This is a genomic window from Nocardiopsis sp. iso_237, from assembly GCF_056173345.1.
Window position 1 is genome coordinate 700,928 of sequence record NZ_CM149669.1, and the last position, 12,623, is coordinate 713,550.

Here is a 12,623-nt window from a genome sequence, read left to right on the forward strand (position 1 = left end):
CGCTTCGGGGCTGCGGATCTGCCTCAGGTGTGGCCGATGGCGGCCAATCGCCCGCGGTTCCGGACCCGTCAGTCGGAGGGGGCGAGCTCGGCCACTCCGGTGATGCGGTGGATGGCGAAGCGGTGCACGGCGTCGCGGGTGGTGTCGTAGGCGGTGAGGAAGCCGCCGTCCACGCGGGTGGGCTCCACGATCCGGCTGACCTGGCGGCCGTCGGTGTCGGTGTAGCCGATCCACACGCGGCGCTCGGCCACGGCGGCCTCAGAGAGGACCTCCATGACCGCCGAGGCCCGGGACCCGGCGGTGCCCCCCTCCGGCAGGGACACCGGCACGCGGGCGACGGTGGCGGCCTCGTCCCCGGCCCGCACCGCGCGCACGGCGGCCCGGGTGAGCTCGGGGGTCGGCGCGCCCTCCACGGTGGACGAGGGGTCGGGCTCGGCGCGGCGTACCTCGGGGCGGCTCAGACGCATCGTGCCGTCGCCGCTCTCGGGAACCGGATGGTAGCCCAGCTGGCGCAGGCGCTCGGTGAGCGCGGCGCGGTTCAGGCCGCTCACCACCACGGTCGGCGCCAGGAGGAGTAGTTCGAGGTCGGCGGCCCGGCGGTCGGAGACCAGTTCGGTCAGCAGCGCGGGCTCGTCACAGCGCAGGTAGCTCGCGGCCGTGCCGGTCCGCAGTCTGCCGTGCCTGCGGCCGGCGTCCGAGACCAGGTAGCGCAGGGCCTGCGGCAGCGGGGTGCGCGAGTGGCGTTCCAGCAGTTCGGTGATGTCGGAGACGCCGCGCCCGGCGTCCAGGGCACGGCGCACGGAGTCCTCGGTGAAGCGGTACACGGTGGCGCCCCCGGTGGACTCCACGTCCGCGACCAGCGCCAGCTCCCGGGCGAGCTCGGTGACGAGCGGCCCCGGCGCCACGGCGGTGAGGTCGCCCTGCACGAGGACGTAGTCCAGCGGCTCCGGCAGCTCGGCGGAGAGCAGGCGTGCGGCGGTCTCCTCGGCGTCCTCGTCGAGGCCGAGCAGGGGACGGGTGTGCTCGGCCAGCGCCCCCAGGCCGGTGAGGCCGAGCGCCGCCGCCTCGGTCAGGGCGGCCCCCACCAGGTCGGCGTACACGGGGGACTGGCGGCGGGGGCGGTGCCAGGCCAACCGCTCCCGGAGTGAGTCCCCGCTCGGAGCCAGGCCCGGTTCGGCCTCGCCCAGTTCGGTGAGGAGGTCCCGTCGGGCCTGCGGGGCCGCGGGTCTGACCAGCCCGGGGCCGAGCACGTTGCGCACGCGACCGCCCGCGTCGCGGGAGCCCGTCAGGGAGGCCACCCGGTCCGAACCCAGCCACGCCCGGGCCAGGAGCAGCCACCGGCGCTCCGGGGCGCGCTCCCGCCACAGGTCGTACTCGCGGGTCGGCAGCCACTCGCCCGCGACCCGGTGGTCGGTGCCGATCAGCCCGGCGGCGCGGACCACCTCCAGGTACAGGGCGGCCGTGTCCTCGTCGGTGTCCATGGCCTGCGCGGCCCGGCGCAGGTCGCGCACGCCCAGCCCGCCGTTGCGCAGGACGGCGGCGGGCTCCTCGGTCCACCGCTCCAGCAGCTCCTCCACGGCGCGCAGCACGGTGAAGGCCTGTCCGGCGGCGGCGCGGGCGACGGCCTCGGGGGAGACCGGGCGCCCCTCGAAGGCGGGCGGAGCGGTCTCGACCTCGCGGAACAGCACTCCGGAGCGCAGGTGCAGGCCGACCTCGCGGGGCAGGGTCAGGGTGTCGTCACCGGTGGCCACCAGCAGGCCCCGGGCGATGAGGGCCTCGACCGGCGAGGCCGCCGTGGCCAGGCTGACCTCCCGGCGGGCGTCGGTGACGGTGCCGTTGGGCGGTCCCCAGGCGAGGTTGTCCAGCAGGCGCCGCGCGGGGGCCTCGACCTGGCCGATCAGGGCGGCGAGCCGTGCGGGGTCCGACAACGCGGTGGCGACCGTCTCCACGGGGCTGCTGGCGGTGCTGTGCGGGACGAGGTCCCGGGCCAACCGGCGGACGGCCTCGTGCGGAAGCGCCGCCAGGAGGGCCCGCGCGGGCGGTCCCAGCTGCGCCGGGTGGGTCAGGAGCTCGCGCAGCACCTGGACCGGGCGCAGCCGCCCGTGGTCCGGCCAGATCAGGGCGAGGGAGAGCAGGGTGTCCAGGGCCGCGTCCAGCGGTTCGGTGCCCCGGCCGCCGGAGGGGGACAGCCCCAGCCCGTGGGCGAGCTCCGCGGGCTGGGCGCCCACGGGCTCGGAGAGCCGGTCGTCCCCGAGCGCGACGACGGACTCCAGGACCTGGAGTGTGAACCGGTCGAGCCGTTCCAGTGCGCGCAGTGCCGCGTTGCGCGAGGTCGCGCGGTGGGCCAGGGCGCCGATGTCGGCCGGGACCGGCTGCACCAGGTCCGGACGCGCGTCCAGGAGGGCGGTCAGCTCGTCGTCGGAGCGTGAGCGCAGCCAGGCAGTGAACGTGGGGGGCCGCCCCGGCGGATCGCCGTCGGGGCCGCCCGTGCCCCGGTCGGACCCGGGTGGCGCGTAGTCGGTCATCGGATCAACGCTAAGTGATGGGGCGGGGCGGAGCACACCCGCACCCGCCCGCCTCCCCCATCACGGCGGGTCGAACCGTATGTGGGCGGAATTCTCGGACCGAAAAGGAGGGGGAGGGGTTAAAAGGCAGGTCAATGTGGGCCAATATGGGGCCATGACCCAGCGCTCGGAACAATTGGTACTCGACTATCTCTCCGAGGTCGGACTCGCGCTGTACGGTCGTGTGACGCCCAGGGAACGGACCGCCTATCTCGCCAGCCTGCGGGCGCGCATCGACGAGCGACGCGAGGCGGCCGAGGCCGACGACGTCGACACCGTGCGGCGCATCCTCCGCGGCTTCGGATCCCCCGAACACATCGTGCGGGAGGAGCTCACCGGCCAGGCGGTCGACCTCGAGGACGACGAGATGATCCCGCCCAAGCCGCGGCACGCCGACCGTCCGCCGCCGCCCTGGCGAGGCGGCCCCAACCAGGGGTTCATGTCCCTGTTGGAGGGGCCCAGCCAGACCGACCTGCGCATGGACGGCCGGGTCGCCCGCAAGCCCGGGGTGACCCGCAACGCCCTCATGCTGCTCCGGCACCACCCGCCCGAGGCCGTGGCCCTGGTCATGCTCGTCCTCGCCGGAGTGTGGTGGGACGTGGCCTTCCTGTGGGTGCTCGGCGCCGCCCTCATCGTGCTCAGCCAGGTGTGGAACACCCGGGACAAGTGGGTCGGCGTGGGTCTCCCCCTGCTGGCCTGCGTGGTCGGCACGGCCCTGTGGACGGGTGAGGCGAAGTTCGTCGACCAGTACATCCAGCAGGCCCTGCCCGCCACCGGGGTCCCCGCCCTCGGCGTCGCCTCGCTGGTGTGCGTGCTCTACCTCTTCCCGAAGGCCGCCCGCGCGGCCCGGGTCGCGGACCGGTCCCTGAGGAGCTGACCCGTCGGGAGCCCGAACGCCCCGAACCGGTCCGTTCCGTCATTGGTTGGCAAACCCTGGGGAATAACCTTTTCCGGTCGGCCCGTTGGCGCGTATCCCCGTGGGGTGGGTCGGGTAGTCATGTCGGTACACCGCCGCTGTCGCTTCGAGGCGGTGCACGACAGGTGGTCCGGCCTCCAGCTCGGGCACCGGCCCGTCGACGACGTCCCTGACCCCGCCGAGTCCCGTCCCACACTCCGCACCCAGCGGTGACGGGGGCGACGTCGACGCCACGAGGCCCGGGTGAGCCGTATCCGGGCCTCGTTCCGTGTTCCACCAGCGCGGAGCGCCGTCGAATCGGCCCCGCCCATAATCCCTCGCCTTGTTCGACCCTCGGGCACTAATCTGGGACCACCCGTGGAAACCAGGGGCCGCCCGGGGCGGGGGAACAGGTGGACGGCACCGTTTCCGACGTCGCGCGCGCCCGTCAGTGAAAGCATGAGGTCACTACGTGCCCACCGGCAAGGTCAAGTGGTACGACGGCGACAAGGGTTTCGGCTTTCTCACCCAGGACGACGGTGGTGAGGTCTTCGTGCACTCCACCTCGCTCCCGACCGGAACCACCACCCTGAAGCCCGGCCAACGGGTCGAGTTCGGCGTGGCCGACGGACGCAAGGGCGCCCAGGCGCTCCAGGTCCGACTCCTGGACACGCAGCACTCGGTGGCCAGGGCGCGGCGCAAGAAGCCCGACGAGATGGTGCTCATCACCGAGGACCTCATCAAACTCCTGGAGAACGTCTCCAACGGCTACCGGCGCGGCCACCACCCCGACAAGCGCGAGGCGGCCAGGGTCGCCGCCGTGCTGCGCGTGGTCGCCGACGACCTGGAGGCCTGACGGCCCCCGAGGCACCTGGTCAGGGGCCGTGGCGGACGTGTTCGGCGTCCGCCACGGCCTTTTCGCCGTCTCGGGGGCTCTTCGATCGCTCCGGGGGCTTGCTGGCCGAAAAAACGTGTGACTTCCTGTCCTGAACCCCCGGAATCACGGTCGGTGAGCGGCCAGATCGCCCGTATCCGCCGTCTCTGGTGGCACAAGACTCCGTCAAGAGGGCGTATCGGCCGAACCTTGACCCGCGTTATGGTCAAATCGGTGCCCGCGATCAGTGAGAATGGTGAACGTGAGCCCTTCTCGACGTTCTCCTGTACCGGACAAAGCATGTGTCGACGCGGTGGATCTGGCCCGCTCGGTTGCGGCGGAGGTCGGGCGACCCGAATGGGTCGGTGAGCACCTCACCGCCCAGGTCGAGGACACACGCCTGGTCACCCACTACTTCCAGTGCCTGGACCCCTCCTACCCGGGATGGACCTACTCGGTCACCGTCGTCCGCGCCTCGCGCGCCAAGGACGTCACGGTCAACGAGGTCGTCCTGCTGCCCGGCGAGGGTGCCCTGGTCGCTCCGAACTGGGTGCCCTGGAAGGAACGGCTGCGCCCGGGCGACGTCGGTGTGGGGGACCTGCTTCCCACCGAGGAGGACGACGAACGTCTCGTCCCCGGCTACGCGCAGGTGCCCGACAGCGAACTCGACGCCGAGGGCATGGACAAGCAGATGGTGTGGGAGCTGGGACTGGGCCGACGCCAGGTCCTCTCCGAGGTCGGCCGCGAGCAGGCCGCGGAGCGCTGGTACAACGGCGATCCCGGACCACGCAGCCCCATCGCCACGGCCGCCCCGGCGGCCTGCGCCACCTGTGGGTTCCTGACCCCGCTCGCCGGTGAGCTGCGCCAGATGTTCGGCGTGTGCACCAACGAGTACGCCCCGGACGACGGCAGGGTCGTGTCCCTCGACCACGGCTGCGGAGCCCACTCCGAGGTCCGCCGCCCCGGCCCGCAGAACGAGCCGGTCGCACCGGTCGTCGACGAGATGGGGTACGACCACATCGTCTTCGACGACACCACGGAACTGGAACTGGTCTCCAGCGACTCCTGACGAGCCGACCACACGGGCCGATCCACCCGAACAACGGGCCCCGTCGCACACGCGGCGGGGCCCGTTCCCGTACGCGCCCCGGCGCGCACGCCACGCGCTCCGCCCGGACCCGAACCGCCGCGGTCGTGGGCTAGGGTCGAGCTACCACCAAGCTCGCCCTGTCGCTCCCGGCACACTCGTGTCGGGCTGATCGGACCGCGCGCCCAGCGCAGGAGGAGACCACCATGGCCGATCCGGTGACCGCTTCGGTGGACGACACCTTCGACACGGCCGAACTGCGCCGCCGCGTGCTGTCGGCGTGGGCCGACGCGCCCGCCCGCTTCCGTGAGGACGCCAACGCCGAGGAGGACTTCGCGCTCGGCGGCTACCGCGACCGGGTGGTGGTCGAGCTCGCGCAGAACGCCGCCGACGCCGCCCGCCGGGCGGGGGTTCCCGGCCGACTCCTCCTCGCCCTGGACGGCGACCGCCTCACCGCCGCCAACACCGGCGCCCCGCTGACCTCGGAGGGCGTGGAGTCCCTGGCCACGTTGCGGGCCTCCAGCAAACGCGACGACCACGGTTCGGCGGGCCGGTTCGGCGTCGGCTTCTCCGCCGTGGTGTCCCTCAGCGACGACGTCACCGTGGACTCCGGCGGCACCGCCGTGCACTTCTCCGCCGAGCGGGCCCGCGCCGTGGTCACCGACCTGCTCGACGCCGACGGCACCCACGCCGACCTCGCGGACGAGGTGGGCCGCCGCTCCGGGCACGTGCCCATGCTGCGCCTGCCCTTCTGCGCCGACGTCGTGCCGGAACGGCCCGGGGGCGACTACGACACCGTCGTCACGCTGGTCCTTCGTGACGAGCGGGCCCGCGAACGGGTCCTGGAACTCCTGGACCGCACGGGGGAGGCGCTGCTCCTCGCCCTGGAGGGGCTCTCCGAGGTGCGTGTCGTCGTCGACGGCGAGGAGCGGACGCTCACCCGCGCGCCCGGCGACGACGGGACCGACCTGGTCACCACCCACACCGACGCCGGTGGCACCCGGGTCACGCCCTGGCGCGTGCTGCGCCGTTCCGGCGAGTTCGCCGCGCACCTGCTCGCGGACCGCCCCACCGAGGAACGCGAACGCTCCACGTGGTCGCTGACCTGGGCCGCGCCCGTGACCCCCGACGGCAGTGTGGCCACGCTGCCCGCCGACGTCGAGCACGTCGTGCACGCGCCCACCCCCACGGACACCGAACTCGACCTGCCCGCCGTGCTCATCGGCACGTTCCCGCTGGGCGCGGACCGGCGCTCCGTGCAGCCGGGCGCCGCCACGGACCTCCTGCTCATGGAGGCGGCCGACGCCTACTGCGCGCTGCTGCGCCGCTTCGCCCCCGCCGCCGCCCTCGACCTCGTGCCCGCCACCCGGGTGGGCGGCGGCGCCGTGGACGCGGTCTTCCGCACCCGGGTCGCCGAACCGCTCCGGGACACCCCGTTCCTGGTCACCGCCGCCGGCCATCCGGTCGCCCCGCGCGACGCCGTTCTCCTGGACACCGGGGGAGCGAGCGGCGCCGCCGACCTCGTCGACCTGCTGGTCGACCTCGTGCCTCCGTTGCTGCCCGGTTCCTGGAGCCCGCGCCATCCGGCCCTGGCCTCCCTGCGGGTGCGCCGTCTGGGCCTGGCCGACCTCGCTGACCTGCTCGGGGACACCCAGCGTGCGCCCGAGTGGTGGCGCGGCCTCTACACGGCCCTGGGCGCCGCGGGGAGCGGCGGCGCCGACCTCGACGAACTCGGTTCCCTGCCGGTCCCCCTGGCCGACGACCGCCTGGTCCGGGGGCCGCGTTCGCTGCTGGTGCCCACGGACGACTGGGCGAGGGTCGCGGACGCCGACGGCAACCGGCTCGACCCCGCCGCCCTCGCCACCCTGGGCGTGCGCGTCGTGCACCCCGAGGCGGCCCACCCGCTGCTGCTGCGCCTGGGCGCGGTCGAGGCCGGGGCCGCCACCGTGCTGGCCGACCCCCGCACCGAGGCGGCGGTCCGGGACTCCCTGGACGCCGAGGACCCCGAACCCGTCTCCGAGGCCGTCCTGGACCTGGTGGCCGCCTCCGGCACGACGGTCCGGGACGCTCCCTGGCTGTCCGAACTGGCCCTGCGCGACGACGAGGACGGCTACTCGATCGCCGCCGAACTCCTCGTGCCCGGCGCGCCCCTGGCCGACCTGCTGGTGGACGACGCCCCGTTCGGCACGGTCCACGACGACCTCGTCCAGCGGCACGGCGTCGACGCCCTGCGGGCCGTGGGCGCCCTGTGGGAGCTCACCGTGGTGCGTGCCGAGGAGGCCGCTCTGGGTGAGGCCCCGCTGACCTTCGAGGGAGCCGGTGACGAGGGCCCGGAGGGCCTGGACGACTGGGCCGACGACGTCCTGGAACGCGTGGGCGACCCCGAGCTCCCACCGGTCGTCCCCGAGCTGGTGTGCGTCGCGGACCTCGACTACGTCGCGGACGACGCCTGGCCGCAGGCCCTGGCGATGCTCTCCCGGGAGCCGCTGCGCGAGGCGGTGGTCGAGCCCGCCCGCCTGCTCATGCCGGACGGCCGGGTGGTCGACGTCCCGTCCTACACCGCCTGGTGGCTGCGGACCCGGGCGCTCCTGGGCGGTCGCGCCCCGGTGGAGCTGCGCACCGCGGACGCCGAACCCGCGCTGGCCGGGCTCTACGACGAGGTGCCCGCCGACGTGGACCCCGAGTTCGCCCGGGCGCTGGGGGTCCGCACGACCCTCTCCGACCTGCTCGCGGACCCGGACGGCCCGGACGACCTGCTCAACCGCCTGGCCGACCCCGCCCGGCACGTGAGCCGCGGCGCCCTGCGCCGCCTGTGGACCGCGCTGGCCGAGGTCGACGCCGACCTCGTCTCCCCGCCGTCACTGGTGCGCGCGGTCAGCGAGGGGGCGATCGTGGTCGCTGACGCCGAGGACGCCGTGGTGGTGGACTCTCCGGACCTGCTTCCCCTGGTGGCGGACCGACCGCTGGTGCTGGCCGGGGCGGCGGCCGCCGAGCGGCTGGCCGACGTGCTCGACCTGGACCTGGCGTCGGAGAGCGTCACGGGGAAGGTGAACTCGGCCGGTCGTGTCCGCGCGGTCCCCGACGAGGCCGCCCTGTTCCTCGCCGGTGAGGCGGACCGCACGTACCTGCACCACCAGAAGCTCACCGTGGACGGTGTGGAGGTGGAGTGGTACGTCGGGGACGGCTCGGTGCACGCCTCCGGTTCCGAGGGGCTGGCCCGGGCCCTGTGCTGGCGGGCCGGTCAGTGGTCCCGCCGCCACCTGCTCGCGGCCGTCCTGCGGGACCCGTCCTCCGCCGCACACCTGCTGGCCGAAGCCGACCTGGAATAGCCGCGTCGCGGCGACGACGTGCCGTTGTGGGGCGCACGTCGCACACCCCCTCGGACTCCGGGGGCGGGAACGTGTCCCCGCCGCCGACGCCCCACCAGCGGCCTACGCCTCGGGGGCGTCGGCCCACTCCGTGACGTCCAGGGCGTCTCCCACGGACACCGTGCCCGGAGCGGTCACCGCGAACTTCGTGCAGAAGGCCACGCCGCCGTCCGCGACGCGGCGGTAGGCGGCCAGGGCGCGCAGCGGCTCGGGGCCGCGCTTCTCCCCGGTCTCCTGGTCGACCGTGGTGACCGCGCAGCGGGTGCACATCTTCGCGTAGCCCAGCTCGGTGGTGCCGATCCGCACCCGGCGGATCAGGTCCTCGGTGTGCGGTTCGGTCCAGCCGGTGACGATGACGTTCGGGCGGAACCGCGCCATCGGCACGGGCTGCCCGCCGTCGGCGACGATGCGCTCGTTGAGCAGGTCCAGGGAGGTCATCGACCCGACCACGGCGGCGTGGCCGTCCGCGAACCCGGCGGTGCCGGGGGTGACTCCGGTGGTCACGCGCCGGTTGTCGTCCGGGACCCGCACCAGGCGGCTGGGGCGGCCGAACAGCTCGGTGAGCCATCCGGCGACCTCGTCGCCCTGGTCCACGCCCACGAGGGGGTTGTGGTGCACCGTCACGTCGAGACGGGGGCCCTCGGGGTCCACGTCCACCTTGACCGGTGAGAACCCCTCGGTGCTCAGGACCAGCCGGGAGCCGTCCGGGGTGAGGTCGGGGAGGATCCGCGCCATGCGGGGGTCCCTGCGCTGGCTGCGGAAGTCGCCCGAGTCGTCGACCACCATGAACGAGCGGTCGTGGGTGATCCCGGCGGAGGTGAACTCGGCGGTGCTGAGGGGGAGTCCCGCGCATCCCTTGACGGGGTAGACGGCGAGGGAGGACACGCGGACGGTCGGAGTGGCACTCATGACGACGACGCTACCGGCCCCCTCAGAAGACGGCGGACGAACCCTCGCGGAATCCCTTGGCGTCCTGGACTGTGGTTCGTCTCACAGGTAGTAACTGTACCTTCTGGAAGGTACAGTTACTCCTATGCGACCCAGTTCGAGAACCCTCATCCTCGATGCCGCCGTCCGGGTGACCGAACGGCAGGGCATCACCGCGCTGACCCTCGAAGCCACCGCCGAGGAGGCCGGGCTGACCAAGGGCGGCCTCCTCTACCACTTCCGGACCCGGGAGGACCTGCTCCTGGCGATCCAGCGCCACCTCGTCCAGGGCTGGGAGGACCGGTTCCTCGCCGAGCTCGGTGGGCCCCGAACGGAGGCCACCCCCGAGGAACGCGGCGCCGCCTACGTGCGCGTCATGATGCGCGGCGAGGTGAACCACGCCGACCTCGCCTTCATGGTCGAGGCCGAGTCCAACCCCGAGCTGGCCCGGATCTGGGGCGAGCTGATGGAGCGCTGGGCACCCACCCCACGCGCGGTCGACCAGCGCGGGCTGGACCTGTTCCTCGCCCGCCTGGCCGCCGACGGGCTCTGGCTGTTCAACGCCACCCCGGGGAACGCGCTCCCGGACGGGGTGGCGCGGGCCCTGCGGGCTCGCGTGGCCGAACTGACCGGAGCGGAGCCGCAGGCTCCCGGAACCGAGGAGGTCTCATGAGTGACGCGCACGAGGTCGGGACCGCACCCGTCTCCAGGGCCAGACGCTGGCTCGTACTGGCCGCCGTCTCCGCCGGACTGCTGCTCATCTCCGTGGACATGACCGTGCTCTACACGGCCCTGCCCACCCTCAGCTCCGACCTCCGGGCCAGCGCCTCGGAACGGCTCTGGATCATCAACGCCTACCCGCTGGTGATGGCGGGCCTGCTGCTGGGCGCCGGGACCCTCGGGGACCGGGTCGGGCACAAGCGGATGTACCTGGTGGGGCTCGTGCTGTTCGGCGCGGCCTCACTCGTGGCCGCCTACGCGGTCAGCCCCGCCATGCTGATCTCCGGGCGCGCCTTCCTGGCGGTGGGAGCCGCCGCGATGATGCCCGCCACGCTGTCGCTGATCCGCGTCACCTTCGTGGACGAGCGCGAACGCGGGATCGCGATCGGGGTCTGGGGCACCATGGCCATGGTCGGCGCGGCGGTCGGGCCCATCGTCGGCGGGGCGCTGCTGGAGTTCTTCTGGTGGGGCTCGGTCTTCCTGGTGAACGTGCCGATCGTGCTGGTGGCGCTGGTTCTGGCCGCCGTGGTCGCGCCGGGCGGTTCGGGCAGCTCCGACCGCCCCTGGGACCTGCTGGCGTCCGTACAGGTCATGGTGGGCCTGGTGGGCCTGGTCTACACGATCAAGGAGCTCACCGGGCCCGAGCCGTCGCTCCTGGCGGTGGTGGTGGCGCTGGGCGCCGCCGTGGCGGGGTTCTGGAGCTTCGTACGCCGCCAGCGCGGCCAGACCTACCCGCTGATCGACTTCGCGCTCTTCCGCGACCCGCGCATCCTCGTCGGTGTGCTCGCGGCCGGGATGGCGATGTTCGCGCTGGCCGGGGTGCAGCTGGTCCTCACCCAGCGCCTCCAGCTGGTGCTGGGGTTCAGTCCGTTGCAGGCGGGCACGACCGTCGCCGCCATGGCGCTCGGCGCCCTGCCCGTGGGCGTGGCCGTCGGAGCCCTGCTGTACCGGGTGGGCACCCGGCCGATGATCGTCGCCGGGCTGCTGACCTCCGCGGTGGGAACCGTGGTGGTGCTGCTGTCGGCCTCCGCTCCGCTGCCCTGGACCGTCGCCGGACTGCTGGTGCTCGGCGCGGGCACCGGTGCCGCGATGACCGCCGCGTCCGCCGCGATCGTCGGCAACGCCCCCGCGCACCGGGCGGGCATGGCCGCCTCCGTGGAGGAGGTCTCCTACGAGCTGGGCAGCCTGACCGGGGTCGCGATCCTGGGCAGCATGATGGCCGCCGTGTTCGCGCGGACCGTCAGCCTGCCCGACGGGGCACCCGCCTCGGCGGCCGAGGGCATGGACGAGGCCCTCGCCGCGGCCCGGGACCTGGACGCCGCGAACGCCGCCGAGCTGGTGTCCGCGGCCGCCCGGGCCTTCGACAACGGCTTCCTGGTCACCCTGGTCATCGCCGCCGTCGTCCTGCTCGCCTCCGCCGCGTTCGCCTTCTTCCACAAGCGCGGCTGGAACGGCGAGACCGCTGGCCGGGCCTCCGGTCAGAAGGGGAGGGGCGAGGTGAACAGCAAGCTCAGGTCGACGGAGTAGACCAGCGGGAAGACGGCGGAGACCAGGGCGGCGACCGCCACCGCGCCCAGTGCGGGGAGAAGGCGGGGGAAGCGGCGGACCACGGCCCAGACGAGCAGGGCCGCGCCGACCGTGATCGACCCCCACCAGTACGCGGCGGGCGTGGTGGCGGCGATGACCGTGAGGCCGTACAGGCCCTCTCCGACGAGAAGGCCGCTCACCGCGCCCACCGCGAGGGGCGTGTACCGGGAGCGCGTCCTGAGGGCGTGGGCGCCCCACCCGAGGAAGGGGCCGACGACGACCGCGGTCGTGCACCAGAAGAGTGACGAGCCCAGGGAGGGGGAGAAGCCCCTCAGGACCGAGGCCAGGTCGTACCCGGCGACCATGGCGAACAGGGTGAGCACGCCGGTCGCGATCGCGAACCCCCGCCGACGGGACGGGTACGCGAGGAGGAAGGCGGCCACGCTCCAGGACCCCGACGAGTTGGCCAGAGGCGACAGGACCTCAGGGAGCATTCCCTGCGCGTACGAGGTGAGGACCCCCACCAGCAGCCCCGCTCCGACGGCGACCGCCAGGGAGAACCACGGAGACCGGTCCCGGGCGGGCGCGGGCCGCGCCTCGGTTTCGGGAGGGGACTGGTCGCTGTCGGTGCTGCGCGTGGTCATGGTGGGGTCCTCGGGGC

Annotated in this window: 9 protein-coding genes; 6 read left to right on the forward strand and 3 right to left on the reverse strand. The window is 73.8% G+C overall.

Annotated features, from left to right (window positions below):
* Positions 1–68: 68 nt before the first annotated feature.
* The gene (locus tag AC0VYM_RS03325) at positions 69–2,525 is read right to left on the reverse strand and encodes a helicase-associated domain-containing protein (protein WP_475458796.1); all 2,457 of its coding nucleotides are present in this window, start codon (positions 2,523–2,525) and stop codon (positions 69–71) included.
* 154 nt (positions 2,526–2,679) lie between these two features.
* Between AC0VYM_RS03325 and AC0VYM_RS03330 the strand changes: the two genes are divergently transcribed.
* The 4 genes from AC0VYM_RS03330 (at position 2,680) to AC0VYM_RS03345 (ending at position 8,749) form a co-directional block, all read left to right on the forward strand.
* On the forward strand, positions 2,680–3,441 hold the full coding sequence (locus tag AC0VYM_RS03330) for an HAAS signaling domain-containing protein (protein WP_475458798.1): 762 nt from the start codon (positions 2,680–2,682) through the stop codon (positions 3,439–3,441).
* Positions 3,442–3,931: 490 nt separating this feature from the next.
* Positions 3,932–4,315 (forward strand): cold-shock protein, encoded by a 384-nt coding sequence (locus AC0VYM_RS03335; RefSeq protein WP_017544059.1) that lies wholly within the window; start codon positions 3,932–3,934, stop codon positions 4,313–4,315.
* Between the two features lie 331 nt (positions 4,316–4,646).
* Complete coding sequence (locus AC0VYM_RS03340; RefSeq protein WP_017544058.1) at positions 4,647–5,402, forward strand: DUF3027 domain-containing protein; 756 nt, start codon at positions 4,647–4,649, stop codon at positions 5,400–5,402.
* A 224-nt stretch (positions 5,403–5,626) separates the two neighbouring features.
* Positions 5,627–8,749: a sacsin N-terminal ATP-binding-like domain-containing protein gene (locus AC0VYM_RS03345; RefSeq protein ID WP_475458801.1), complete on the forward strand. Its 3,123-nt coding sequence runs from the start codon at positions 5,627–5,629 to the stop codon at positions 8,747–8,749.
* A 102-nt stretch (positions 8,750–8,851) separates the two neighbouring features.
* On the opposite strand, the gene AC0VYM_RS03350 is transcribed toward AC0VYM_RS03345, so the two are convergent.
* Positions 8,852–9,697 (reverse strand): MOSC domain-containing protein, encoded by an 846-nt coding sequence (locus tag AC0VYM_RS03350; RefSeq protein ID WP_475458803.1) that lies wholly within the window; start codon positions 9,695–9,697, stop codon positions 8,852–8,854.
* Positions 9,698–9,821: 124 nt separating this feature from the next.
* Between AC0VYM_RS03350 and AC0VYM_RS03355 the strand changes: the two genes are divergently transcribed.
* Positions 9,822–10,388: a TetR/AcrR family transcriptional regulator gene (locus AC0VYM_RS03355; RefSeq protein ID WP_475458805.1), complete on the forward strand. Its 567-nt coding sequence runs from the start codon at positions 9,822–9,824 to the stop codon at positions 10,386–10,388.
* Complete coding sequence (locus tag AC0VYM_RS03360) at positions 10,385–11,962, forward strand: MFS transporter (protein WP_475458807.1); 1,578 nt, start codon at positions 10,385–10,387, stop codon at positions 11,960–11,962. Before AC0VYM_RS03355 ends, AC0VYM_RS03360 begins: the two co-directional genes overlap by 4 nt.
* Here the strand turns inward: AC0VYM_RS03360 and AC0VYM_RS03365 are convergent.
* Positions 11,914–12,606 (reverse strand): DUF6518 family protein, encoded by a 693-nt coding sequence (locus tag AC0VYM_RS03365; protein ID WP_475458809.1) that lies wholly within the window; start codon positions 12,604–12,606, stop codon positions 11,914–11,916. The genes AC0VYM_RS03360 and AC0VYM_RS03365 overlap by 49 nt on opposite strands.
* Positions 12,607–12,623: the final 17 nt, after the last annotated feature.

Bases quoted from the DNA above. Each gene is read 5' to 3' on its own strand.
- AC0VYM_RS03325 (WP_475458796.1), bottom strand. From the start codon at position 2,525: ATGACCGACTACGCGCCACCCGGGTCCGACCGGGGCACGGGCGGCCCC.
- AC0VYM_RS03330 (WP_475458798.1), top strand. From the start codon at position 2,680: ATGACCCAGCGCTCGGAACAATTGGTACTCGACTATCTCTCCGAGGTC.
- AC0VYM_RS03345 (WP_475458801.1), top strand. From the start codon at position 5,627: ATGGCCGATCCGGTGACCGCTTCGGTGGACGACACCTTCGACACGGCC.
- AC0VYM_RS03350 (WP_475458803.1), bottom strand. From the start codon at position 9,697: ATGAGTGCCACTCCGACCGTCCGCGTGTCCTCCCTCGCCGTCTACCCC.
- AC0VYM_RS03355 (WP_475458805.1), top strand. From the start codon at position 9,822: ATGCGACCCAGTTCGAGAACCCTCATCCTCGATGCCGCCGTCCGGGTG.
- AC0VYM_RS03360 (WP_475458807.1), top strand. From the start codon at position 10,385: ATGAGTGACGCGCACGAGGTCGGGACCGCACCCGTCTCCAGGGCCAGA.
- AC0VYM_RS03365 (WP_475458809.1), bottom strand. From the start codon at position 12,606: ATGACCACGCGCAGCACCGACAGCGACCAGTCCCCTCCCGAAACCGAG.